Consider the following 25,267-nt stretch of genomic DNA (forward strand, 5'->3'; position numbering starts at 1 on the left):
TGCGATGAACGGCATCCGGCGCATCGTCATCCTCGGCGGCGGCTCCGCCGGCTGGATGTCGGCCGCAGCATTCGCGACAGGGCTGCGCGGCGTCGCCATCGAACTGGTCGAGTCCGAGGAGATCGGCATCATCGGCGTCGGCGAGGCCACCTTTCCATCGATACGCCAGTTCAACGACATCCTCGGCATCGATGAGGCCGACTTTCTCGCCGCCACGCGCGGCAGCTACAAGCTCGGCATCCAGTTCCGCGACTGGAAGCAGCGCGGCGAGCACTACTTCCACACCTTTGGCGACTTCGGCCACCTCGACGGCCCGATGGCGCTGTGGGGTCAGCTGCGCCGGCTACAGGTCGCCCCGCAGACGCCGCTGGGCGAGTTCTGCCTGCCCACCGTCATGGCCAGCCAGGGGCGCTTCTGCCGGCCGGCGGATGGCGATCAAGGCCTGGCTTCGCGCTACACCTATGCCTATCACTTCGACGCGACCCTCTACGCGGCCTTCCTGCGCCGCCTGGCCGAAGGCCGCGGCGCGCGGCGCACCGAGGGCCGCGTCGTCGGCGTCGAGCGCCACGAGGACGGCCGCGTGCGTGCGCTACGCCTTGCCGACGGTCGCGAGGTCGAGGGCGATCTCTTCATCGATTGCTCGGGCCTGGCGTCGCTGCTGATCGGCCAGACGCTGGAGCAGCGCTTCGTCGACTACAGCCACTGGCTGCCGGTGGACCGCGCCTGGGCCGTGCCCACCGAGCGCGCGCCGGGCGGCCTCGCCCCCTTCACACGCTCGACGGCGCTGGAAGCCGGCTGGGCCTGGCGCATCCCGCTGCAGGACCGCACCGGCAACGGCCATGTGTTCAGCAGCCGCTATATCGACGAGGGCCGTGCCCGAGAACAGCTGCTGGCCCAGCTCGATGCACCACCGCTGGCCGAGCCGCGGTTGCTGCGCTTTCGTACCGGCCACCGCGAGCGCTTTTGGGTCAAGAACGTCGTCGCCATCGGCCTGGCCGCGGGCTTCCTGGAGCCGCTGGAGTCCACCGCCATCTTCATGGTGCACAACGCACTGGGCCGCCTCATCCCGCTGCTCGGCGAGGCCGATCATGCCGAAGGCGCGGTCGGTTTCAACGTGCAGCAGCTGCGCCAGTTCCAGCGCATCCGCGACTTCATCATCCTGCACTACGCCTTGAGCGAGCGCCGCGACAGCGAGTTCTGGCGCGCGCTGACCAGCATGGCCCTGCCCGAGTCGCTGGACTACAAGCTGCATGCCTGGCGCGAGACCGGCACCCTGCATGTCTACGACAACGAGGCCTTCGACACGACCAGCTGGCTGGCCATTCATGCCGGCATGGGCCATTGGCCCAGGCGCCGCAGCCCCTGGCTGGATGAGATGCCGGCCGAGCTCGCGGGCCGCTATCTGGCCGAGCGCCATCAGGCCATCGCGGCGCTGGCGACGCACATGCCCGAACACGACAGCTATCTGCGCAGCCGCATGCAAGCTCTCTAGACTCGCACGACACTAGAACGGGGACATCGGATGGAGAACTGGGCCAAGCCGCTGCGGCGGGTGGTGATCGTCGGCGGCGGTGCCGCGGGCTGGATGTCGGCGGGGGCGCTGAGCGCGGTACTCAAGCCGCCCTACGAGATCCGCCTCGTCGAGTCCGACGAGATCGGCATCATCGGCGTCGGCGAGGCCACCATCCCGCCCATCCGCATGTTCAACGGCCTGGCCAAGATCGACGAGGCCGAATTCCTGAAGGCGACGCAGGGCACCTTCAAGCTCGGCATCGAGTTCGTCAACTGGGGCCGGCAAGGCGAGCGCTACTTCCACGGCTTCGGCGGCGTCGGCCGCGAGGCGCTGTGGCCGGTGGACTTCTCGCAGTACTGGCTGCGGCTGCGCGCCCTGGGCCGCGCTCTGCCGCTGGACGCCTACGTCATCTCCAACATGGCGGCCAAGGCCAACCGCTTCATGCTGCCGCGGCCCGACATGAAGGGTTCGCCGCTCGAGGCCCTGGGCTATGCCTATCACTTCGACGCCGGGCTCTACGCCAGGCATCTGCGCAAGCTCAGCGAGGCACGCGGTGTGCGCCGCACCGAGGGCAAGGTCGTGCGCGTCCTGCTCAACGAGGAGGCCGGCCCCACCGAAGGCCATGTGCGTGCCGTGCAGATGGAAAGCGGCGAACTGGTGGAGGGCGACCTCTTCCTCGACTGCTCGGGCTTCTACGGCCTGCTGATCGACAAGGCACTGCACACCGGCTACGAGGACTGGAGCCACTGGCTGCCCTGCGACCGCGCCGTGGCCGTGCCCAGCGAGAGCACGGCCCCGCTGCTGCCCTACACGCGCTCGACCGCCCACCGCGCCGGCTGGCAATGGCGAATCCCGCTGCAGCACCGCGTCGGCAACGGCCATGTCTATTCGAGTGCTCACGTCAGCGATGACGAAGCGGCCGGCACCCTGCTGAAGCACCTCGACGGCAAGCCGCTCGCCGACCCGCGCATCATCAAGTTCCGCACTGGCATGCGCGAGCAAGCGTGGCGGCGCAATGTCGTCGCCATCGGCATGTCGGCCGGCTTTGTCGAGCCGCTCGAGTCGACCGCCCTGCACCTGATCCAGATGGGTGTGGCCAAGCTCATCGAGGCTTTCCCGCATGCCGGCTTCGATGCGGTGGAGATCGCCGAATACAACCGTCAGAGCCGCGAGCGCTACGAGTATGTGCGCGACTTCATCGTGCTGCACTACCACCTGAACCAGCGCGACGACAGCGAGTTCTGGCAGGCCTGCGCGGCCATGGCCATTCCGGAAAAACTGCGCTGGCGCATGGACCTGTATGCCTCCAGCGGGCGGCTGGCCGACGTGAACGGCGACCTGTTCCGCGAGCCGAGCTGGCTGGAAGTGATGGAAGGGCAGAACCTGCGCCCCAGGGGCTGGCTGGCCCTGGCAGAGCTGCAGGGCGTGGAGGAGACGGCGGCCTACTTCAAGGGCGTGTCCGAAACCATCGCAGCGTGCGTCGCCGTGTTGCCCGAGCATGCGGAGTTCGTGCGGCGCTACTGCAGCAGCCCGGGTAGCCGCTGAGCCGGAGTGGCTTGCACCCGCCCTCCTGCCGGCACCCCGCTGAAGAGCCCCTGCAACCGTGGGGGGGTGTGGCGCCCAGCCGCCTGGAGTACCGGGATACGCCATTGACAGCGTCCAGGCCCGATGAGCCCAATAGATGCTCGCCCGACCCGGGCACTCAACCGCTGAGGAGTGAACCCATGAAGTCCCAACTATTCGCAGCGCTCGCCGCCTCCGCGCTGACGCTGGCAAGCATGGCCGCCGTCGCCGAACCGCCCCAGGATTCGCCCTTCGTCATCGAGGGACGGTCGTTCACCAGCAAGAAGGCCTTCATCGACGCCGGCCTGCGCTGCGGCGCACGCGAAGTTGACGAAGACGAGGCCGCCGACATCGACGACGTCGTGAAGCGCCATGTGGCCGCCAAGCGCGCCTCGGCAAGGCTTGGCGATCTCGTCTCCGCCGCCGCGCAGGCTGCGACGATCCCTGTCTACTGGCATGTGATCAACAACGGCACGGGCATTGCCAACGGCAATATCCCCGACAGCCAGATCACGAGCCAGATCAATGTGCTCAATGCCGCGTATGGGTCTTACGGCTTCAGTTTCGTCCTCATGGGCACGGACAGAACGACCAACAGCAGCTGGTACGCCGCCGGGCCGGGCACGACGGCCGAGTCGCAGATGAAGACCGCGCTGCGCCAAGGCTCGGCAAGCGATCTCAACATCTACAGCAACAACATGGGAAATGGCCTGCTCGGCTGGGCCACCTTCCCGTCCGACTACGCCAGGAATCCGAAGTCGGACGGCGTCGTGATCCTCTACTCGTCGCTCCCCGGCGGTACCGCGGCGCCCTACAACCTTGGTGACACGGCCACTCATGAAGTCGGTCACTGGGTGGGGCTGTATCACACCTTCCAGGGCGGCTGCGCCAACAACGCCAACAAGGGCGACGGTGTCGCGGACACGCCGGCAGAGAAATCTCCGGCCTACGGCTGCCCGACCGGACGCGACTCCTGCACCAGGATCGCCGGCCTGGACCCGATCACCAACTTCATGGACTACAGCGACGACGCCTGCATGACGAGCTTCACACCCGGACAGGGCACGCGCATGCAGGCGATGTGGTCCACCTATCGCGCGGGCAAGTAAGAACGGCCTGACCGTCCACGTCACTGCCGCGGCTGCGGCGGCTGCCAGTCGATGAGCGGCTGGCTGCCGTCGCTGCAGACCCATGCCGCGGCACGCATGCCGGGCCGCAGCTTGCCGGGCGCGGACTCGATGCGCGCCCAGTCGGCCGGCGTGAACGGCGCGCGCTCGATGAGGAAGCGCGGGCTCGGATCATTGCTGCCGGGGTGGCGGAGTTGCACCGACTCGACGGTCGCCCAGTCGGTGCGGATGCGCAGCGTCGTGACGCCGACCTCGCGCCGGTAGGAGATGACGACACCACTGAAGAGGGTGAGCTTGTCGCGCGGGCAGCTGGCGTCTTTGGGCGGCGCCACCCTGCGGCCCGTCTCGGCATCGGCCTGCGCGGCCATGCGTTCTGAATGAGATTTGCCGCGCTGGCGATCGGCTGCGACGACGCGTTCGACCGCCTCGGCATCCAGCGTCATGCCCGACGCGGCATTGCCCAGTGCGCCCAACAGGGGCAAGCCGACCTGGGCAAGCACTTTTGTGAAGGCATTCATGGCGGTGCGTCTAAGAAACGGTCAGGTTCAGGTGAACCGACTGTCTTGCGATGGCGTGGCATCGCGTCCTTGAAGTACCAGCAGCGTAGCAGCAGGACAGAGGTCCGCTTCCTGCCGGAAGCCGCCGACATGCTGACAGGGTGTCTTCCGATCAGCCGTAGAAAGGCGCCGGCGTTGAATGAAGGTCTCAATCCTGGAGACGCTCATGCGCAAACCGACCCTTCTTGCTTCGTGCCTCGCCGCAAGCTTCGCGTTCGGCGCGGCGACCCTGCCTTCGACCACCCTGGCGCAGACGGCGGTGTGGATTCGGACGGCACCGCCGCCGCCGCGGCACGAGGTGGTTCCGGCGCCACGCCGCGGCTACGTCTGGGTGTCCGGCTACTGGGGCTGGAACGGCCATCGCCACGTCTGGCATCGAGGCGGATGGGTGAAGGAACGCCACGGCTATTCCTACAACCAGCCCACCTGGGTCGAGCGCGATGGCCGCTGGGAGTTCAGGCGCGGTGCCTGGGCGCGCGGCGACGCCGACCATGACGGCGTGCCGAACGGGGCCGACCGGCGCCCGAACAATCCCAATCGCTACTGAGCCGTAAAGCAGCAAAGGGCACCGCCAGCGGTGCCCTTTGCTTGGTTTCAAGCCGGGTCACCCCGGCCCTTGTCCTCAGAAGCTGTACTGCGCACTGAGGCGATAGCCGCGGCCCGACGTGAAGTAGTTGTGGCCGATCATGCCGATGTGCTGCTGCATGATCTGCTTGTAGGTCTTGTTCGTCAGGTTGGTGGCATCCAGGCCCAGGGACAGATCGTTGCCGATCTTCACGTGCAGGCCGGCATCGAGCTGGCCATAGCTGTCCGCCCACAGTGGCAGGCCCACCGGCAGGTTGTGCTGGCCGTAGGTGGCACTGGCCGGGTTGGTGTCCAGCGCATTGGTCTGGTTGGGGCCGGTGTTGTCGGAGTTCAGCGCCACGCCGTAGAGATATTTGCCGCGCCAGTTGTAGGCCAGGCGGGCAGAGATCGGTCCACGGTCGTAGAGCAGCGCAATGTTGAAGGTGTTCTTCGACAGGTTGTCCAGCGGCATGTCGCCGAAGGAGCGGCCATCCGTGTCACAGCCGTTGATGTACAGATTCAGGTTGTCCTGACCCGCGCCCGGCGAGCAATAGCCCGTGTAGACGGCGTTGTAGCGCTTCACCTTGCTGTCCACGAAGGTGTAGTTCGCCTGCAGGCCCAGGCCCTGCAGCAGCGAGGGCAGCCCCTCGAAGTACTGCTGATAGGCGAACTCCAGACCGCGCGCATAGCCCTTGGCGCCGTTGACCGGACCGTTCAGCACGAAGGTGACCGGCTTGCCGTTGGCATCGTTGACCGTGCGGTTGAAGGCCTGGTTGACGATGATGTCCTTCAGGTTCTTGTTGAAGGCTGCCATCGTGATCGAACCGTTCTTGGCGAAGTACCACTCGGCCGTCAGGTCCTCCTGGTCGGAGCGGATCGGCTTCAGTTCGGGGTTGCCGCTGGCCGTGCCGGTCAGGTTGACCTTCTTGACGTTGGGCGGGACGCTTTGCGCATCCACCTCGATGGTCTGCGACATCGACAGATAGCCCTGCATCTGGCTGAACTGCGGGCGGGCCAGGGCCTTGGATGCAGCAAAGCGGAACTGCAGGGATCCATCCGCCGTGGCCTTGAACCTCAGGTTCAGGCTGGGCAGGTAGTCCGTGAAGCTCTGGTTGAAGTTCTGCTCCTTGGCGAACGGCGTCAGCTGGGGTACGGCCAGGCCGACCGCACCGGCCGGCGCGGCCTGCGTGGTCAGGATGGTGTAGCCGTCGGCACTGTTCTTGGTGTGCACCACGCGCAGACCGACGTTGCCGTCGATGGGCGCACCGACCTCATCGAAGGAGAAGCGCAACTGCCCATAGCCCGCGGTCGTCGTTTCGGCCTGGGTATTGCGGCCGGCCGGATCGGTGCCGAATGACGTGGGGTGCCAGGCACCGCCGCCCTGGATGCTGTTGGCCTGCTGCGGGCAGCCCGCGCCATCCCAGCCCGGCTTGAAGTTCGTGCACTCGTTCAGATAGAGCTGGTGCAGCTTGTTGTAGCTGTTGGGCCAGTCGAAGGCCACCGAGGCGGCCGGGAAATACAGCGCCGGCAGGTTGGCCTTGCCGCCTCCCATGAAGTCGCCATAGGTGTTCTTGTAGACGGGGATGTCCGGCGCCTTGGTGATGTAGGCCAGGTCGCCGATGTTCCAGCCCAGCTGCCAGGCGTGGGTGATGGTCGCCCAGTTGTAGCTCGGGTTGCTGTTGACGGTCTCGGCATCGCGCTTGGCGATGCGCACGCCGAAGCGCAGGTCGTTGAGGATCTTGTTGTCGTGGAAGACCCAGCGCGCATCGCCCTTCCAGGCCTTCTGCGTGCCTTTGCCCTTGTCCAGGTGGTCCATCATCATGGCCCAGTAGTACTTGCTGGGGTCGTTGAGGATGGCCATGTCGCTCTGGTCAAACACCAGGCGGGGCATGGAGCCGGTGTAGTCCACCGTCTCCTTGGGCAGGGACACGGCAGTGCCCACCGTCGAGTCGAAGTTGTTGGTCTTGGAGCGGATGTACTGGAAGTCCGAGGTCAGCGTCAGCTGGTCGTTGACCTTGCCGGCGATCTTCCAGGCCAGTTCGTCGGTCTGCGAATTGCGCTTGGAGTAACGCGTCTGGTTCTCCACCTCGAGGCCGTCGTAGGCGCCATTGCCCAGCGCCTTGCCGGTCAGCACGCCCTTGGTCATCACGCCGTTGGCGTCGTAGGTGCCGTCCAGCACGGTCACGTTGTAGGGGTCGACCTGGGCGCTGACGTTGTTCTCGTTCCAGTTGAACTTGAACTTGGAGCGGAAGAAGGTCAGCGAGGACTCGACGTCGTTCTTCTTCCACTGCAGCGCGCCGTAGATGCCGTCGCGGGTGCGGTCGTAGAACTGCTGCTTCCAGGACATGTCGCGCGAGTACCAGTGCGTCTCGGTCGGCGTGGCCTTGTAGAAGGGGTCCAGCACCAGGCCGTCGGTGCGGTTGGAGCTCAGCGAATGCGCCAGGTCGATCAGCGCGCCGAACTTGCCCGCATCGGTATTCCAGGTGTTGGACAGCAGGCCCGAGATGCTGGGCTTGTTCTTCTTGGCCAGGCTGTTGCGCGAGACGTCAACCGAGATCGAGCCCTTGAAGCCGGGGAAGTCGAAAGGCAGGGCCGTGCGCAGGTTCACCAGACCACCGATGGCGCCTTCGATCTGCTCGGCCGACGGGTTCTTGTAGACGTCCACACCGGCCATCAGCTCGGGCGGTACGTCCTCGAAGCCCAGGGTGCGGCCCTGGTTGGCACTGAAGGTCTCGCGGCCGTTCAGCGTCGAGCTCACATAGGTCAGCCCGCGGATGTTGACGCCCGAGCCTTCGACCGAGAAGTGCACCGGGTCGTTGGAGGCCGCCACGCGCGACATGGTGGCGCCGACGATGCGCTGCAGCACCTCGGACACCGAGCGGTCCGGCAGCTTGCCGATTTCATCGGCGACCACCGAATCGACGATTTCGTCCGACTCCTGCTTGAGCTTCTGCGCCGACGCCAGGGCGGCCCGACGCCCCGAAACGACCACGGTCTCCAGCGCCTGAGGCGCCTTCTCGGCGGCTGGCGTTGCAGCCGCGGCAGGAGCGGGCGTGTTCTGCGCCAGCGCGGGCGTGGCTGCCCAGACCAGCGCCTGCACGGCGGCGACGGACAGCGTTGTCCTCTTGAAATGTCTCATCCTCTTTGCTCCTCTTTGGTGGGAAACATCCAGCCCTCGCGGGCTTCGTGTCAGTCCTGTCGGTTTCTATGCCGCAGGTGTTTGGTAACGCTAACAATATTCACGCAGCCCCCATATCGGGACTACTAGGGATAGGGGATACACGCATGCTGCCGCGCATTCAGCCCTCCTTTCTCAGCAGCTGGATCTGCTGCGCCGGAAGCTCCAGTCCGATCAAATCCAGCGCATTTGGTAGCGCTATCCTCGAAGCAATCCGACGCTCGCTTCCAGGCACCAGATCGATGAAGTTGTCGGCCAGGCCCGGCTGCTGCAGCCACAGGCCCTTGACCGGTCGATCGGCACGCAGGCGCAGGGTCTGGCCTTCGGCCTCGATGACCAAGCGGGCGCCCGCGAGGCGGTAGAACTTGAAGGGCTCGGTCCAGGCGCAGTCGCGCGCCAGCTCACGGCCGTCCTGCGGATCGAGGGCGCTCAACTCGGCGACGACGGGCTCGTCGAAGGCGGGCAGCGGCTGGGTCGTCTCGACGCTGGTCGAGGCTGGAACCGCTTGCAAGACGCGCGCGCTGACCAGCTGCCGCCCGTCCATCGCGAAGACGCGCAGTTGCAGCGCCAGCTCGCAGGTCTCGGCCTGGCCATTCATGATGGCCAAGCGCGCCGCACCGGCCTCCAGCCGCACGGCGACTGCAAGCGGTGCCAAAGCGCGGCGCACCGCATGCCAGGCGGGCTTGACGGTGCCGGAAGAGTCGATGAGGGCCCAGCTCGTCACCGGCCAGCAGTCGTTGAGCTGCCAGACCAGGGCGCCGCCCACGGCCCGCGCGCCGGGCCTTTGCCAGCTGCGGCGGAAGTCCTGGTAGGCCACGCGCATGGCCTCGGCCTGTACGAACTGCGTCGCGTAGACGTGGTCCGCCAGCGTGGGCCCGACACGCAGGTTGTCGGCCAGGTAGACGGACAGGCGCCTATGCCCGTCCGGCCCCGCCGCCGATCCGGCCTTGTTGTGCCACTGCACCGTGCGGCTCTCGGGGAAGCGCTCGGCCGCGGGCAGCACCGATTCGAACAAGGCCAGCGAGGGATGCGACTGCATGCCGAACTCGCTGACAAAGCGCGCCTGCACGTCGCCATAGCGCTGGTAGGGCAGCATCTGCTGGTGCCAGACCTCCCAGCTGTGGCGGTCGCCCACGGTCACGTCGGAGGACTTGGCGCCGTCGCCAGGGCTGAAGGGGCTACCCGGCCAGTAAGGCGTGGCGGGGTCCAGCGCCTCGCAGACCTCGGGCAGCAGGCCTTCGTAGATGGCCCGCGCCTCGAAGCGCTCGGCAGGCACGCCGGGACCGGCCAGGCCGACGGACTCGGCCAGCATGTAGTCCTCGTTGTTGCCGCACCAGAGGGCCATGCAGGCGTGGTGGCGCAGGCGCTTCACCTGGCTTTCGGCTTCGGCGCGCACGCTGGCCAGGAAGTCGGCGTTGGCCGGGTAGAGGCCGCAGGCAAACATGAAGTCCTGCCAGACCAGCAGGCCTAGCTCGTCGCAGGCTTCGTAGAAGGCTTCGTCTTCGTAGATGCCGCCGCCCCAGACGCGCAGCATGTTCATGTTGGCGTCCGCCGCCTGGGCCACGCGCTCGCGATAGCGCGCCGGCGTGATGCGTTCGAGCAGGTTGTCGTCGGGAATCCAGTTGGCGCCGCCGGCGAAGAAGTCCTGGCCATTGACCTCGAAATGGAAGCTGCTGCCGGCCTCGCCCTCGACGCTCGCCTGCACCAGGCGCAGGGTGCGCAGCCCGATGCGGCGGCTGTCCTCGGCCACGACGCGCTCGCCATCCAGCAGGCGCGCCACCAGCGTGTACAGCGGCTGCTCGCCCAGGCCGCGCGGCCACCACAACTGGGCCTCGCTGACATTCAGCGTCGCGCGCGCCGCATCGGCTGGCACCGACTGCAAGGCCACGCTGCGGCCCTCGGTGTCGAGCAGCTCGAAGGCGCAGCGCAGGCCGCTGCCGCCGGTGGCCCGCGCCGACACCTGCAGCGCCGCGCGCCGGCCGGCCACGTCGACCTCGCTGCGGCAATGCAGATCGTCGATGCGCGCCGACCAGCTGTGCCGGCGCACCGCACGCCAGGGGCCGCTGACGAGAAGCTCCGGACCCCAGTCCCAGCCAAAGTGGTACTGGGCCTTGCGGGCATGCAGGCGGGCGCTGTCGCCATTCCATAACTGACGCTTGCCGTGCACGGCCTCCACCTCGCGGGCACGGGCCAAAGCAGGCTCGAAGCACAGCAGCAATTCGTTGCGGCCCGGCTGCAGGCGGCGGCGCACGTCGACGCGATGCGGCACGAACATGTTGTCGGACTCCAGCAGCCGCTCGCCGTTGAGCCAGGCGCGGCACCAGGTGTCCAGGCCTTCGAAGACCAGGTCCTCATGGTCGGCCAGCTCGCCGGCCTCGAAGGCCAGGCGCCAGGCCCAGCGGCGCTCGCCCACCCAGCGCACCTCGGCCTCGTTCATGCCGTAGAAGGGATCGGGAATGCGGCCGGCCGCCAGCAGGGCGCCATGGGCCGTGCCGGGTACGGCTGCGGGCAGCCAGGCCTCGTCCGGCAGCGCTGTCAGCGCGCGCGCATCGGCGCCTGCGGGCGCCTCGGCGAGCTGCCAGCCCTCATGAAGATCGATCAAGCGTTCGGAGATCACTGCGCTCTGGGTCCTCGTGCCGCCCTACGGCGACCGCTAAACATCAATTTGTTGCGCATTTTGTTTCTCTGTCAAACGTTAAGCGATCAGGGATAGCACCGACGATTTGCTGGTAGACAACGCTGTTTTTGCGATTCCGAACTGCGGATAATCATTTCGTTTACTAAACACTTTCCACCGACCGCAGTGATCTCCGCCACGCCCTTTGCCAAGCTCGGCCTCGCGCTCTGCCTTGCCGCCCTCTGCGGCCAGGCGCTGGCGGGCCGCCTGGTCATCTGGATGGTGGGAGACGACAAGACGCCCCAGGTCATGCAACCGGCCGTCGAGGCCTTTCGCGCCAGCCATCCCGACGTGCACGTCGAGGTGCGCGATGTGCCCTGGGCCGATGCCATGACCAAGTACTCGGCCGCCCTGGCCAGCCGGCGCGGGCCGGACCTGGTGACGGGCAGCACCTCCTACGCGATTGCCCTGGGCGCCAAGGGCGCGCTGGTCGACCTGGCCCAGGCGGCGCCCGACCTCGCCGCGGAACTGCAGCGGCAGGCCAACCCGGGCGCCTTACGCGCCATCCGCCGCGCCGATGGCCGACTCTATGGCGCCCCCTTCGACATGCATGTGCAGCTGCAGTACTACCGCAGCGACCTGCTGCGCGAGGCGCCTGCGGACTGGGAGGGCTTCATCGCCGCGGCGCGCCAGCAGCGCTTTGCCCAGCAATGGGGCAACACCAGCTGGCTGGGCTTCTACCCCTATCTGCGCCAGGCCGGCGGCACGGTCTATGACGCCAACTGCGCACACGCCGTCATCGACGGCCCCGAGGCGGTGCGCGCGCTGAGCTATTACGCACGTCTTTACCGCGAGCTGCGGGCCCCCACCGACGGCTGGCCCGATGCCGACGGCGGCCTGGAAAGCGGCGCTTACGGCCTGATGCAGTCCGGCACCTGGCTGCTGTCGCGCATGGACATGGTTCACAAGGGCCTGGTGGGCAAGTGGGCGGCCGCACCACTGCCCGCAGGCCCCACCGGCAAACGCACCGCGGTGCTGGGCGGCACGGTGCTGGCCATCACCCGCTTCTCGCCCAACCGCGCGCTGGCCCTGGACTTCATGCGCACCGTCTACCGGCCCGAGGTCACGCGCCGCATGGCCGAGGCGGCCCTGGCCTATGGCGGCATGTGGCTGCCCTCGGGGCGGCAGGACCAGATCGCCGGCTTGCCACTGCCCCATCGCGAGGCCCTGCTCACCCAGCTCGCCGACGCCGAAGGCCCACCGCCCTGCCCGGCCTGGATCAGGCAGGACTACATCGTCACCCGCGCCGTGCAGCGCGTCGTGCTGGCCGGTGCCGACCCGCAGGCCGAGCTGAGCCGCGCGGCGGCCGTCATGAACCGCGCGCTGGAGGCCCAGCGATGAAGACGATCTGGCGCCGCCATGGACGAGACATGCTGCTCGTCGCCCCCTTCTTCGCGCTGTTCGGCCTGTTCGGCGTCTGGCCCGTGCTGCGCTCGGCCTGGCTGAGCTTCACGGACTACCACGCCACCGACGACCCCCACTTCATCGGCCTGCGCAACTACGCCGAGCTGGCCGCCGACGAGCGCTTCTGGACGGCCCTGGCCAACACCGCGGCCTATATGGCCTCGGTGTCCTTCATCGCCGTGCTGCTCGGCCTGGTGCTGGCCCTGAACTTCGGCAGCAACTCGCGCCTGCACCAGTGGGTGCGCGTGGCCTTCTTCCTGCCGGCCGTGGCCGGTGGTGTCGGCGCCATCTCCGCTTGGAAATGGCTGGCCAACTCCGAGGCCTACGGGCTGTTCAACAGCCTGCGCGCGGCTCTCGGCCTGGATCCCGCACGCTTCCTCGGCGACCCGCAGTGGACGCTGCCGGTGCTGGTGCTGGTGGGCGTGTGGTCGGTGCTGGGCTACAACCTCGTCATCTTCGTCGCCGGCCTGCGTGCCATTCCCGAAGAGCTCTACCAGGCGGCGCGCCTGGACGGTGCCTCGCGCTGGCAGCAGCTGCTGCACATCACCCTGCCGAATCTGCGGCCCACCCTGGTCTATGTGACGGTGACCGGCATGATCGCCAGCTTCCAGGTCTTCTACGAGCCCTATCTGCTCTACGGCGCGGTCGACACCCTGGGTGGCCCGCTGGACTCGGCGCTGATGCTGGTCACCTACCTCTTCGACCGCGGCTTTCGCCAGCTCGACCTGGGCCTGGCCTCCGCCGCCGCCTGGGTGTTGACGACGCTGCTGTTCGGCCTGACCTGGCTGAACCTCAAGCTGATCGGGCGTGAACGATGAGGTGGCTCGTCAACCTGCTGCGCCTGCCGCTGTGGCTGCTGGTGCCCGCCATGCTGCTGCCCTATTACTGGATGGCGATCGGCGCCTTCAAGAGCGTGGCCGAGCTGCTGCGCCAACCGCCCACGCTGTGGCCACAGCTCGCCACGGGTCGCAATTTCTTCAACCCCGACTGGGCCGGCACCACAGCCGATCCCGACAAGCTGGCCGGCATCCTGCAGGTCCAGGTCGAGGGCCACGGCTTTCTGCGCTTCTATGCCAACAGCCTGCTGGTCACCGTCGTCGTCACGGTCGCCAGCCTGCTGGCCGCGTCCCTGGTCGCCTTCGTGCTGACCAAGAAGCCCTTCCCCGGCAGCCGCTGGCTGTTCCGCGCCCTGCTGCTGTCGATGATGCTGCCCTGGGAGGTCACCATCGTCCCCAACTTCGTGACGGTGGCCCAGCTGGGCTGGATCAACAGCTATGCCGCCCTGCTGGTGCCCGGCCTGGCCAAGGCCTTTGTCGTCTTCTACTTCCGCCAGGCCATGTTGGGCGTGCCCGACGAGCTGATCAGTGCCGCGACGCTGGACGGCGCCGGCACGCTGCGCATCTGGTGGAGCGTGGTTTTACCCCTGCTGCGGCCGGCGCTGGCCGCCATCGCCATTCCCGTCGCGGTGGGCGAATGGAACAACTTCCTGTGGCCCCTGCTCGTCGTCAACGACGCGGCCACGCTGACCCTGCCTCTGCAGCTCGGCAAGATGGCCGGCGACCTGAGCTTCAACCCGCAATCGGCAGCCGTGCTGATGGCCGGCTCGCTGCTCGCTTCGCTGCCGGCCGTCGTCCTCTTCCTGATCTTCCAGAAGCAGTTCGTCGCCGGACTGCAGGCGGGCGCCACCAAGGGTTGATATGAATTCGTTGACGAAAGGATGGATGTTGGCTTTGTCTTTGATGCTGCCGACCTTGGGACATGCCGATGCACGGCTGCAGGACGTCATGAAGCGCATTGCCGCCGGCGAGAGCATCACGCTTGCAACGATAGGCGGCTCCATCACCACCGGCTATGCGGCCCATCCGCCGCGCGAAAGGGGTTGGGCCGCCCTGCTGGCCAGATCGCTCGGGCCCAAGGTCAAGCTGGTCAACGCCGGCGTCAGCGGCACCGATTCGGCCGCCGGCGTGCAGCGCCTGGACAAGCAGGTGCTCGACGCTGCGCCCGACCTCGTCATCGTCGAGTTCGGCGTCAACGACCAGTGGCTGGACCCGTCCGTGCGCGCCAGCAGCTACGAGGCCATCCTGCGCAAGCTGCTCAGCGCCAGGAAGCCGCCCGCCGTCGTCGTGCTTGGGCTGACCCAGCAAGGCAACCAGGCGCGCGACGCGGTCGACCTCCAGTTGAAGCTGGCGGCCCATTACGGCCTCACGTCGCTGGACTTCGGCCGCTGGATGCAGGCCCGCGTCGATGCCGGTCAGGACCGCTGGGCGGCCCTCTACGACGAGCCCGTTCATCCCAATGCCACCGGCCATCAGCGCATCGCCCTCGCGCTGGCCGAGACGCTGCGCAGCGCCGCCGCAGGACCGACAACGCCCCTGCCCGCACCGCTGTTCGGCCGCGCCCACGAGTTCACGCGCCTGCTGATGGGCGAGACCCTCAAGCCCTACCAGTCGCACGGCTTCGAGCGCGGCGGCGAAGTCCATCCCGAATGGACCGGCCAGCAGCCCGGCTGGGTCAGCAAGGCCGATGACGCCGAGACCAGCTTCCTGGTCTATGGCAGCGAGATTGCCGTCTTCCACGGCGAGAGCGAGCATTACCGCAATCTCGAAGCCCGTGTCGACGACGGCCCCTGGGTCACGCTGCGCGGCCAGGTGCCCGAACGCAAGGGCTATCTCGGCTGGCATTACAGCGTCGTCGGCCGCGACATCGAAACCACCGCCCACCTGCTGCAGGTGCGCGTCAAGCGCGACGAGTGGGCGGGCAGCGGCCGACCCGCGAGCTTCCTGGCCGTCATGTCAGCGGGCCTCTACCCGGCAGCATTGCGCACCAGCGACTTTGCGCGCGAGGCCCTGCCGACAAGACTCATCGCTCCCGACGACGCGAAACTTCGTTGGGTCGGCCGCATCGCCGACAGCGGCGGCGGCAAGCTGCTGGCCTGGAGCGGCAGCGAGCTGCGCGCCCGTTTCACCGGCACCCAGCTCGGGCTGAGCTTCAAGTCCGCGCACTGGGGCAGCAGTCACTTCACCATCGAGATCGACGGCCAGCGCCACTGGCTGGCCGCACCGGGCAATGCAGCGTCGGACTGGAAGCTGCGCGAACCGCTGCCGCCCGGCGAGCACACGCTGCGCCTCGTCAAGCGCACCGAGGCACCGATGGCCGAGACCGTCTTCCTCGGCCTACGCCTGGCCGAAGGCGGACGGCTGCTGGACCCGCCACCCGCCAGGCCGCTGAAGCTGGAGTTCTACGGCGATTCCATCACCGCCGGTGCCTGCAATGGCGACATCGCCGAAGACCAGTACGAGGACCTCTACCCCCACGACGGCACGCGGGCCTACGGCGCGGTGACGGCCGAACGCCTGGGCGCTGACTATGTCGGCATCGCCGTCAGCGGCATCGGCGTCACGGCCACCTGGGGCGAACTGTTGATGCCCCAGATCTGGAACCGCTACGCGCCGCGCCTGGATGCCGCCGTCGCGCCACCCGACCCGCGCACCCCCGACGTCGTGCTGCTCAACCTCGGCCAGAACGACCACGGCTTCCCGGCCTCCAAGGGCCAGTCCATCGCGGCGGACTTCGGCGATCGCTATCTGACCTTTGTGCGCCAGCTGCGCGGCCGCTACCCCAAGGCCAGGCTGGTGCTGCTGATGGGCGGCATGTCGGCCCCGCGCGAGCAGCCTGCCATCCCGCATGCCGTGCAGCGCGCCGTGCAGACGCTGCGCGCCGAAGGCGACACCCAGGTCTGGTCCTACCGCTTCGAGGCCTTCGCCTGGGCCCATCCACGCATCGACGTCCACGCCCTGATGGCTGACGAGCTGACCCGCTTCCTGCAAACCGAGGTGCTGAAATGATTCCAGCCGTTCCCGACATGCGCCGGCCCGAGGCGCTGTGGGCCCATATGCGCCATACCCTGGCCTTCTACGCGCCGCGCGTGAAGGATGCCAGCGGAGGCTGCTTCCAGTTCTTCAAGGACGACGGCACGGTCTATGACCGCCACACCCGTCACCTGGTCAGCAGCACGCGCTTCGTCTTCAACCACGCTCTGGCCTGGCGCTGGTTCGGTGGATCGATGGACGAGGTGGCGCATGCGCTGGCCTTCGTCAACCAGGCCCATGCCCAGCCGCAAGGGGGCTACGCCTGGGTGCTCGATTGGCAAGACGGCCATGCCACCGTCATCGACGGCACCAACCATTGCTACGGCCTGGCCTTCGTGCTGCTGGCCAACTCGCATGCGGCCGAGGCCGGCGTGCCAGGTGCGCTTGAAGGCATCGCCGCGACCTTCGACCTGATGGAGGGGCGCTTCTGGGAACCGCCTCACGGCCTCTATGCCGACGAAGCGACGCCGGACTGGCAGGTCGGCGCCTACCGCGGCCAGAACGCCAATATGCATGCCTGCGAAGCCATGCTGGCCGCCCATGCCGCGACCGGCGAGGCCCGCTACCTCGACCGTGCGCTGACGCTGGCCACCTCCATCGCCCAGCGCCAGGCGGCCCTGGCCGGCGGCCTGGTCTGGGAGCACTACCGGACCGACTGGATGCCCGATTGGGACTACAACCGCGACGACAAGACCAACATCTTCCGGCCCTGGGGCTTCCAGACCGGCCACCTCACCGAATGGGCCAAGCTGCTGCTGATGCTGGAGCGGCGCCTCGGATCCGCCGCGCCCGACTGGCTGCTTCCCACGGCCCGGCACTTCTTCGACACCGCCATGCGCCATGGCTGGGACAAAGCCCACGGCGGCCTGGTCTACGGTTTCGCCCCTGGCGGCGAGGTCTGCGACGGCGACAAATACTTCTGGGTCCAGGCCGAAAGCCTGGCCGCCGCCGCCTGGCTGGCCGTGCGCACCGGCGACGAAGCCTATTGGACCTGGTACGACCGGCTCTGGGCCTATGCCTGGCAGCACTTCGTCGACCACGAGCACGGCGCCTGGTATCGCATCCTGGCGCCCGACAACCGCAAGCTCACCGACGAGAAGAGTCCCGCCGGCAAGACCGATTACCACACCATGGGCGCCTGCCAGGACGTACTGGCCGCCCTCGGCGTGCAACCACCGGCCCGGGCCTGACGCCATGGGCCGCCTCGCCACTGCCCTGCTGATCGCTCTGCTTGCCGCCTGTGGAGGCGGTGGCGGCGGTGCCGCTGCCGACCCGGCGCCCACGCCAACCGTCGACCCCTGGGCTGCCTACCCCACGACACCGGCCGGCCCCCTGCCCGGCGCCTCGGCCCAGGCACGTGCCGCCGCGGCGGCCCTGGGCGGTGGCATCAACTTCGGCAATATGCTGGAAGCGCCCAGCGAAGGCGCCTGGGGGCTGAAGGTCGAGGACGAATTCATCAACCTCTTCGGCCCAGGCGCCGGCTACAGCAACGCCGTGCGCCTGCCGGTGCGCTGGAGCAACCACGCCAGCCTGGATGCCGCGGCCAGCATCGACGCCGCCTTCATGAGCCGGGTCGAGGGCATCGTCAACAAGCTGCTCGCGCGCGGCGTCACCGTGGTGCTGAACATGCACCATTACCACCAGCTCGACGGCGATGCGGTCGAGACCGGCGAGGCCAGCGTCGCCGCCGACGTGGTGCAGCTGCGCTTCCTGGCCATGTGGCGCCAGATCGCCGAGCGCTTCGCGAACGCGGGACCGGGCCTGGTGTTCGAGCTCTACAACGAGCCGCACAGCAAGCTCGAGGCCGACTGGAACACCCTGGCCTCGCGCGCCCTGCGCGTGGTGCGCGCCAGCAACCCCAATCGCGTGGTCATGATCGGGCCGGTGCAGTGGAACAGCCCCTATGCGCTGTCCAGGCTGCAACTGCCGGCCGACGCCAATCTGCTGCTGACCGTCCACCACTACGAGCCCTTCAGCTTCACCCACCAGGGTGCCGAATGGATCAGCCCCACGCCACCCGTGGGCGTGGACTGCTGCGACGCAGCCCAGCTGGCCAAGATACGCGAAGGTTTCGACCTCGCCGCCAACGAGGGCAAGCGCCTGGGCTACCCCGTCGTCGTCGGCGAGTTCGGCGCCTACAGCCGCGCCGCGCAGGCGGCCCGCGTGCGCTATCTCAAAGCCATGCGCGCCGAAATGGCTTCTCGCCAACTGCCCTGGATGTACTGGGAACTGGCTGCGGGCTTCGGCCTGTACGACCCGCAAGCCCATGCCTGGCGGACCGATCTGGTCCAGGCCCTGTACGGCTCCACGCCCTGATGAAAGAAACCCGATGCGACTCCTCCTGACCACCTGCCTGCTCGCGGCCTTCACGCAGGGCGCTTGCGCAGCCGACCCCCTGGCCTGGCGAGGCATCAGCCTGTCCAGCGCCGAATGGGGCGAGAAGAACTTCCCCGGCCTCTACGGCAAGGACTTCGTCTACCCGACGGTGGCCAGCACGGCCTACTACCAGGCCAAGGGCATGAACCTGATGCGCATCGCCTTCCGTTGGGAGCGGTTGCAACCGAGCTTGAATGGCGAGTTCGACGCGGCCGAGCTGGCCCGCCTGCGCGACTTCGTCGACGGCACGACGGCGCGCGGCCTGCATGTGCTGCTGGACCCGCACAACTACGCGGCCTACAAGGAGGTCCACGTCGGCAAGCCCGAGGTGCCCATCGCCGCCTTCGCCGACTTCTGGCGTCGCCTCGCCCTGCAGTTCAAGGACAACCCCAAGGTCCAGTTCGGGCTCGTCAACGAGCCGCGCAATATGCCGACCGAGACCTGGGGCCAGGCCGCCCAGGCCGCCGTCAATGCCATCCGCAAGACCGGCGCCACCAACCTCATCACCCTGCCCGGCAACGGCTACACCGGCGCCTGGAGCTGGTTCGAGAAGACCTGGTACGGCACGCCCAATGCCGAGGTCATGGGCCGGGTGAACGACCCGTTGGACCGCATGGTGTTCGAGGTACACCAGTACTTCGACAAGGACGGTTCGGGCACGAATGCCGAATGCGTCGGCCCCGACATCGGCGTCGAGCGGCTCAAGCGCTTCACGGCCTGGCTGAAGGCCAACAAGCGCCGCGCCATCCTGGGCGAGCTGGGCGGCGGCGCCAATGCCGTCTGCGAGCAGGCCGTGACCGGCGCGCTGCAGCATCTGCAGGCCAATGCCGACGTCTGGGACGGCTGGCTGTGGTGGGCGGGTGGCCCGACCTGGGGCGACTATTTCCTGTCGCTGGAGCCCGGCGCCGACGGCAAGGACAAGCCGCAGATGCGCTGGCTGGCGCCCTTCCTCAGTCCCACTGCACCGCCAGCACGTCCTTGAGCGAGAGCAGGAAATCCTTGGCGTCGAAGGCCTCGCCCAAGGCCAGCGCACCGCTGCGATCGAAGGATGGCTGCAGCATGCGCTCGGCCGCTTCCACCACCAGCGGTGCCGACACCGCATAGATGTCCTGGCCACGCGCCACGGCTTTTCTCGCGGTCGCCCCCTCGCCGGCCTGCACGACCATCTCGAAGCGCTGCGCGGAGCGCCCCTGCGCATCGCTGGCCTGGGGCGGTGGCGTGGTGGTGTCACGGATCTCCTGCAGTGAGGACAGCGTCAGCCACGAGCGCAGGTTCTGCACGCGCAGATGGCGGGCGATGGTGATGACCTCGCTGAAGGGCAGCTCGACCATGGCCTGCTCCCCATGCACGGCACTGAATGCCCAGTCGCGCTGGGCCGCGGGCGTCGGCATGCGCGCGATCTGGCCGCCTTGCAAAACCACACGGGGCACCTGGTTGCGCTCGCCAGTCTTGCGCGTGCCCTCGGTGGGCCACCAATGGTCCAGTGCGATGGCGATGTTCAGTTCGGACACGGAGCCGTCCGTCGCCAGCGCAGTTGCCAGCAGGTCGGCCAGCCCGCCGTAGAAGCCGGCCGCCGGAATGATGGCCACGCCGGCCTCGCGGGCGCGGCCATCGAAGTTCTCGAAGACGGCCTCGGCGCTGGCCTGCTCGGCCGTCACGTCGATATAGCCGCAACCGGCGCGCAGGGCCGCGGCGATGACGGCCGCGGCCGTGTCCAGGAATGGACCGGCGCAGTTGATGACGACGCCGCAGCCCTGCAGCGCTGCGTCCAGCGCGCCCACGTCGTCAATGGACGCCACCCTGGCCTCCACGCCAGCCGGCAGGCGCGACGCGTCCCGCCCGATGGCGACCACCCGCAGGCCGCGCCTGAGCGCCTCGTTGACGACGAATCGCCCGGTATGCCCGCCCGCGCCGTAAACCGCCACGGCCTTGCTGCTCAATTCCTTGGTCATGATCATCCTTTGAAAAACGAGACAGACCTGTCTGTTCTTTGAACGATACAGAATGGTCTGTATCGTGTCAACACCTTCCCGACCCGCCGTCCGACATGCCTGCCGACACCGCTTCAGAATCCCCCAACGTGCGCGAGCGCCTGCTGGGCGTCGCCTCCGAGCTCTTCTACAAGAACGGCGTGCGCGCCGTCGGCATCGACCTGGTCATCGACCAGGCCGGCGTGGCCAAGAGCAGCCTGTACCGCCACTTCCGCACCAAGGACGACCTCATCGTCGCCTTCCTGGAACGCGAGGACCTGGACTTCTGGGCCACCTGGGATGGCGTCGCGGCGGAGCACGGCGACGACCCCGCCGCCGAGCTGGCGGCGCAGATGCGCTGGATCGGGGCGCGCCTGGGACGCGACAACTACCGCGGCTGCCCGCAGATCAATGTGGCTGCCGAGTTCGCCGAGCACGACCATCCTGCGCGCCGGGTGGCACGCGCCCACATGCAGGCGCTGCGTTCCCGCCTGACGGCCCTCGCCCTGCGGCTGGATGTGGGGCAGCCCGAAGCGCTGGCAGCCCAGTTGGCGGTCCTCGTCAACGGCGCTTTCGTCAGCGCCGAACTGCTTGCCCCGGACGAGGCGACACCCGTGCTCCTGGCCGCCCAGGCTGCGCTGGTGGCCGCCGCCCGCCGCCCACCGTGACGCGCTTCACAGGGCATATGCATCTGACGAAAGCTTTGTTGGGCTTTCTGTCATCCACCCTCAGACTGGCGGCGTTGCAACCAGCACCGACAGCTTCCGCCCCCGTCCGATGTGTGAGCTTTTCGCCCTCAACAGCCGCCAGCCGGCCGCCGCGACCTTCTCCCTGAGCGGCTTTGCCGCCCGCGGCGGGCGCACCGCAGACCATGTCGACGGCTGGGGCGTGGCCTTCCACGACGGCGAGCGCTGCGAGGTCACGGTGGAGGACAGCCCGGCCGCCGAGTCCGAGCTGGCGCGTCATCTGGGTCACCATCCGGTGCGCGCCCGCAACATCCTGGCCCATATCCGCAAGGCCACCCAGGGCGCCCGCACGCTGGAGAACTGCCACCCCTTCCGCCGCGACTGGGCCGGCCGCACCTGGGTCTTCGCCCACAACGGCGATCTGAAGGACTTCCATCCCAGCCTGGACGGCAGCTTCACGCCGGCCGGCCAGACCGACAGCGAGCGCGCCTTCTGCTGGCTGATGCAGCGCCTGCAGCAGCGCTTTGGCGCCGAGCTGCCCGACTGGCCCGAGCTGGCCGAGACGCTGACGCCCTGGATCCACGCGATCGCCGAGCATGGCCGCTTCAATCTGCTGCTGACCGACGGCCGCGCCATGCTGGCCCACGCCTCCACCAAGCTGCACTGGCTGCAGCGCCGCCCGCCCTTCGGCCATGTCTCGCTGCGCGACGGCGATCTCAGCGTGGACCTGGCCACCGTCAACAACCCGGCCGATCGCATGGCCCTGGTCTCCACCGAGCCGCTGACCCATGGCGAGGCTTGGGCAGCTTTTGCACCCGGCGAGGTGCGGGTGTTCCAGGACGGCGACTGCGTCTTTTTGAGCGAAGGCGTGGCCGAACTAGCCGCCGCTTAAGGCGGTATCCACCAGGCTTCGCGCTTCCTGCAGCAGCTGCTGCAGATGCGCCTCATCCCGCCAGCTCTCGGCATAGACCTTGTAGATGTCCTCGGTGCCCGAGGGGCGCGCGGCGAACCAGCCGCCAGCCGTGACGACCTTGAGCCCACCGATGGGCGCGCCATTGCCCGGTGCCCGGGTCAGCACGGCGGTGACCTCGTCGCCGGCCAGCGTCCTGGCCGTCACGCTCTCAGCCGACAGGCCCGCCAGGCGTTGCTTCTGCTCCCGCGTGGCCGGGCCATCGACACGGTCTGCAAAGGGCCGGCCCAGGGTCTCGGTGAGCACCTCGTAGCAGATGCCGGGGTCGCGCCCGGTGCGCGCCGTGATCTCCGCAGCCAGCAGCGCGGCGGTGATGCCGTCCTTGTCCGTCGTCCACACCCGGCCGTCGCGGCGCAGGAAGGAAGCTCCGGCGCTCTCCTCGCAGCCCAGGCCGAGACTGCCATCCAGCAACCCCGACGAGAACCACTTGAAGCCGACCGGCGCATCGAAGAGCCGGCGGCCCAGACGCTCGGCGACGCGCTCGATCAGCGCCGTCGTGACGACGGTCTTGCCCATGGCGGCGTCCTCGCGCCAGCCGGGGCGATGGCGGAACAGATAGTCCACCGCGACGCTGAGGTAGTGGTTGGGCGGCATCAGGCCGGCGCTGCGCGTGACGATGCCGTGGCGGTCGTGGTCGGTGTCGCAGGCAAAGGCGATGTCGAAGCGATCGCGCAACTGGGTCAGGCGTTGCATGGCCCAGGGCGAGGAAGGGTCCATGCGGATCTGGCCGTCCCAGTCCAGCGTCATGAAGGCGAAGCGCGGGTCCACCACATTGCTGACGACGGTCAGCGCCAGGCCGTAGCGCTCGGCAATGGCCGGCCAGTAGTCCACGCCCGCGCCGCCCAGTGGGTCGACACCCAGGCGCAGGCCGGAGGCGCGGATGACATCGAGGTCGATGGCCTGGCCCAGTGCCGCCACGTACTGACCCAGGTAGTCGTGCTCGTGGCAACCGGGTGTGGCGAGCGCCCGCTCGGCGTCACTGCGCAGCACGCCCTTGAGCTCGCGCTTCAGGTAGTCGTTGGCCGCGGCCTGGATATCCGTCGTGACGTCGCTGTCCGCCGGGCCGCCATGCGGCGGGTTGTACTTGAAGCCGCCATCGCGCGGCGGGTTGTGCGAGGGCGTCACGACGATGCCGTCGGCGCGCTGCCAGCCCTCGCGGCCGCGGTTGTATTCGAGGATGGCGAAGGACACCGCCGGGGTCGGCGTGAACTGCCCGGCCGGCGCCAGCATGACGTCCACGCCATTGGCCGCCAGCACCTCCAGGGCGCTCAGCGTCGCCGGCTCGGACAGGGCATGCGTGTCGGCGCCAAGGAAGAGCGGGCCGGCGATGTTGTGCTGCTTGCGGTGGTCGCAGATGGCCTGGGTGATGGCCAGCACATGCCATTCATTGAAGGAGCCATCCAGGGCCGAGCCGCGATGGCCGGATGTGCCGAAGCTGACCTGCTGCTCGGGGCAGGAGGGATCGGGCCGGCGGGAGAAATAGGACTCGCGCAGCGCCTCGAGGTCGACCAGGACATCGGGCGGCGCCGGCTGGCCGGCGAGTGGATGGTGTTCAGCACTCATGTCCCGCATGCTGCCCAGCGCGGCGGGGCGACGCTGCCGGACTGTTACACCTGAGCTTGCAGGCCCTGGCCTACAGGGCCGGGTCGGAACGCTTCTTCCTGATTCGCTTGAGGCCGGCCTTGGCCAGGCCCAGCGTGCGCTTCGCGGCGTCTTCGACCTGCTCCGGCGCGGGCAGCTTGTCCTGGGCCCAGGAAGCCGCCTTCTGCACGGTCTGCTGGACCTGCGCCGCGGCCGTGCCTGTCGCGGCCTGCAGCTGCCCTGGCGTGGGCAGGCGTTCGCGCGTCCAGGCAGCGACGTCCTTGGCCGAAGTGCCCAGTTGCTCGGCACCCGACCTGGCACCCTGCAAGGCCTTGCTCGCCACGCTGCCGGCGACGGCCTGTAGCTCCTCGGCCGACGGCAGGCGCTCGCGCGTCCAGCCGGCCGCCTCCCTGGCCGAGCTGCCCAAGTGCTCGGCCGCCTTGCCCGCTCCCGACCTGGCCACGACCCAGACCTTGGTGAGCGGGCCGTCCGGCTCCTGCAGCAACAGCGTCAGGCTGGCGGCCAGCGCCGCCTCCTCGGCCTCGGACAGCGGTCCACCGGCCTCCAGCAGCTTGCGCAGGAACTCGCCGAGATCGGTGGCGATGGCCTTGTGATTGCAGTCGGGGTTGGCATGCAGGAAAGACGACAGCTCGGCCGCCATCTCCTCGACCGAACCCTGCAGCACGCCGGGCTCGATGCCCTCGATGGCGCGGGTCACGAAGTTCGCGTCCAGGCCCCATTCATCGACCAGATGCTTGACCAGCGCGGCGCGTTCGGTTGCCTCGATCTCGCCATCGACGGCGGCCAGCCGCAGCGACAGCGGCGCGATCAGGTCAAACAAGGCCAGGCCCAGCGTGTCCAGCGGCGTGTTCAGGAACTTCGGAATCTCAATGACGCGGGCCCCCTTGGTGTCGCCCAGCCAGCGATAGAGGCCGTAGCAGGCACCGCCCGAGGCCAGCGCGGCGATGGCGACCCAGCCGACCGGCGTGGCAGCCGCACCCAGCCCGAGTGCCGCCGCCTTCGCCACGGCCGCACCCCCACCGGCGGCGCCCAGCACGTCCCAGATTTCGCGCGTGCGGTTGATCATGCGCAGGGACTTGTAGGCGTTCTCGCCGATGGCCAGCTTGGCCTTGAAGCGCAGCGGCTCGGCGACGACTTGCGTGACGCCATCGAGCGCGCTCCCGGGTTCGGTGGGGTTGGGCGGGGTGCTCATGGCACCGCAGCATAGAGGG

General features: G+C 68.3%; 19 protein-coding genes. 13 read left to right on the forward strand and 6 right to left on the reverse strand.

Features of this window, described 5'->3' with window-relative positions:
- Positions 1-4: 4 nt before the first annotated feature.
- From J2X20_RS21715 to J2X20_RS21725, 3 genes are all read left to right on the forward strand, one after another.
- On the forward strand, positions 5-1,492 hold the full coding sequence (locus J2X20_RS21715) for a tryptophan halogenase family protein (protein ID WP_310269353.1): 1,488 nt from the start codon (positions 5-7) through the stop codon (positions 1,490-1,492).
- Positions 1,493-1,522: 30 nt separating this feature from the next.
- Positions 1,523-3,058: a tryptophan halogenase family protein gene (locus tag J2X20_RS21720; protein ID WP_310269355.1), complete on the forward strand. Its 1,536-nt coding sequence runs from the start codon at positions 1,523-1,525 to the stop codon at positions 3,056-3,058.
- Positions 3,059-3,291: 233 nt separating this feature from the next.
- Positions 3,292-4,185: a zinc metalloprotease gene (locus J2X20_RS21725; protein WP_310269358.1), complete on the forward strand. Its 894-nt coding sequence runs from the start codon at positions 3,292-3,294 to the stop codon at positions 4,183-4,185.
- Between the two features lie 20 nt (positions 4,186-4,205).
- On the opposite strand, the gene J2X20_RS21730 is transcribed toward J2X20_RS21725, so the two are convergent.
- Positions 4,206-4,721, reverse strand: coding sequence for a hypothetical protein (locus tag J2X20_RS21730; protein WP_310269361.1), 516 nt, complete (start codon positions 4,719-4,721; stop codon positions 4,206-4,208).
- A gap of 205 nt (positions 4,722-4,926) precedes the next feature.
- On the opposite strand from J2X20_RS21730, the gene J2X20_RS21735 reads away from it, so the two are divergent.
- Positions 4,927-5,307, forward strand: a complete 381-nt coding sequence (locus tag J2X20_RS21735; protein WP_310269364.1) for a YXWGXW repeat-containing protein — start codon at positions 4,927-4,929, stop codon at positions 5,305-5,307.
- A 75-nt stretch (positions 5,308-5,382) separates the two neighbouring features.
- Here J2X20_RS21735 and J2X20_RS21740 read toward each other — a convergent pair whose 3' ends face one another.
- Both J2X20_RS21740 and J2X20_RS21745 read right to left on the reverse strand, forming a co-directional pair.
- A complete protein-coding gene (locus J2X20_RS21740; RefSeq protein ID WP_310269367.1) occupies positions 5,383-8,463 on the reverse strand; it encodes a TonB-dependent receptor in 3,081 nt (1,026 codons plus the stop codon).
- Between the two features lie 160 nt (positions 8,464-8,623).
- Positions 8,624-11,104, reverse strand: coding sequence for a glycoside hydrolase family 2 protein (locus tag J2X20_RS21745; RefSeq protein ID WP_310269370.1), 2,481 nt, complete (start codon positions 11,102-11,104; stop codon positions 8,624-8,626).
- Positions 11,105-11,305: 201 nt separating this feature from the next.
- On the opposite strand from J2X20_RS21745, the gene J2X20_RS21750 reads away from it, so the two are divergent.
- The 7 genes from J2X20_RS21750 to J2X20_RS21780 are packed head-to-tail and all read left to right on the forward strand — an operon-like array spanning position 11,306 to position 19,810.
- Positions 11,306-12,520 carry an extracellular solute-binding protein gene (locus J2X20_RS21750; protein ID WP_310269372.1) on the forward strand — a complete coding sequence of 405 codons (1,215 nt, stop codon included), beginning with the start codon at positions 11,306-11,308 and terminating at the stop codon, positions 12,518-12,520.
- On the forward strand, positions 12,517-13,401 hold the full coding sequence (locus J2X20_RS21755) for a carbohydrate ABC transporter permease (protein WP_310269375.1): 885 nt from the start codon (positions 12,517-12,519) through the stop codon (positions 13,399-13,401). Before J2X20_RS21750 ends, J2X20_RS21755 begins: the two co-directional genes overlap by 4 nt.
- Complete coding sequence (locus tag J2X20_RS21760) at positions 13,398-14,279, forward strand: carbohydrate ABC transporter permease (RefSeq protein WP_310269377.1); 882 nt, start codon at positions 13,398-13,400, stop codon at positions 14,277-14,279. The genes J2X20_RS21755 and J2X20_RS21760 overlap by 4 nt, the downstream gene beginning before the upstream one ends.
- Positions 14,280-14,322: 43 nt before the next feature.
- Positions 14,323-16,428 (forward strand): GDSL-type esterase/lipase family protein, encoded by a 2,106-nt coding sequence (locus tag J2X20_RS21765; RefSeq protein ID WP_310269380.1) that lies wholly within the window; start codon positions 14,323-14,325, stop codon positions 16,426-16,428.
- Positions 16,425-17,642: an AGE family epimerase/isomerase gene (locus J2X20_RS21770; RefSeq protein WP_310269384.1), complete on the forward strand. Its 1,218-nt coding sequence runs from the start codon at positions 16,425-16,427 to the stop codon at positions 17,640-17,642. Before J2X20_RS21765 ends, J2X20_RS21770 begins: the two co-directional genes overlap by 4 nt.
- Before the next feature lie 4 nt (positions 17,643-17,646).
- Entirely contained in the window at positions 17,647-18,768 is a 1,122-nt protein-coding gene (locus J2X20_RS21775) for a glycoside hydrolase family 5 protein (protein WP_310269386.1), read from the forward strand.
- Between the two features lie 13 nt (positions 18,769-18,781).
- On the forward strand, positions 18,782-19,810 hold the full coding sequence (locus J2X20_RS21780; protein ID WP_310269389.1) for a glycoside hydrolase family 5 protein: 1,029 nt from the start codon (positions 18,782-18,784) through the stop codon (positions 19,808-19,810).
- Here the strand turns inward: J2X20_RS21780 and J2X20_RS21785 are convergent.
- Complete coding sequence (locus J2X20_RS21785; RefSeq protein ID WP_310269392.1) at positions 19,779-20,780, reverse strand: saccharopine dehydrogenase NADP-binding domain-containing protein; 1,002 nt, start codon at positions 20,778-20,780, stop codon at positions 19,779-19,781. The genes J2X20_RS21780 and J2X20_RS21785 overlap by 32 nt on opposite strands.
- Positions 20,781-20,875: 95 nt before the next feature.
- On the opposite strand from J2X20_RS21785, the gene J2X20_RS21790 reads away from it, so the two are divergent.
- Both J2X20_RS21790 and J2X20_RS21795 read left to right on the forward strand, forming a co-directional pair.
- Complete coding sequence (locus tag J2X20_RS21790; protein ID WP_310269394.1) at positions 20,876-21,466, forward strand: TetR/AcrR family transcriptional regulator; 591 nt, start codon at positions 20,876-20,878, stop codon at positions 21,464-21,466.
- 109 nt (positions 21,467-21,575) lie between these two features.
- The gene (locus J2X20_RS21795; protein WP_310269397.1) at positions 21,576-22,376 is read left to right on the forward strand and encodes a class II glutamine amidotransferase; all 801 of its coding nucleotides are present in this window, start codon (positions 21,576-21,578) and stop codon (positions 22,374-22,376) included.
- On the opposite strand, the gene pgm is transcribed toward J2X20_RS21795, so the two are convergent.
- Positions 22,362-24,017: a phosphoglucomutase (alpha-D-glucose-1,6-bisphosphate-dependent) gene (pgm, locus tag J2X20_RS21800; RefSeq protein ID WP_310269400.1), complete on the reverse strand. Its 1,656-nt coding sequence runs from the start codon at positions 24,015-24,017 to the stop codon at positions 22,362-22,364. The two genes, J2X20_RS21795 and pgm, sit on opposite strands and share 15 nt — an antisense overlap.
- Before the next feature lie 70 nt (positions 24,018-24,087).
- Positions 24,088-25,248, reverse strand: a complete 1,161-nt coding sequence (locus J2X20_RS21805) for a hypothetical protein (protein ID WP_310269402.1) — start codon at positions 25,246-25,248, stop codon at positions 24,088-24,090.
- Positions 25,249-25,267: the final 19 nt, after the last annotated feature.

The sequence above is a fragment of the Roseateles saccharophilus genome, assembly GCF_031458095.1.
Classification (GTDB): Bacteria; Pseudomonadota; Gammaproteobacteria; order Burkholderiales; family Burkholderiaceae_C; genus Pelomonas; species Pelomonas saccharophila_A.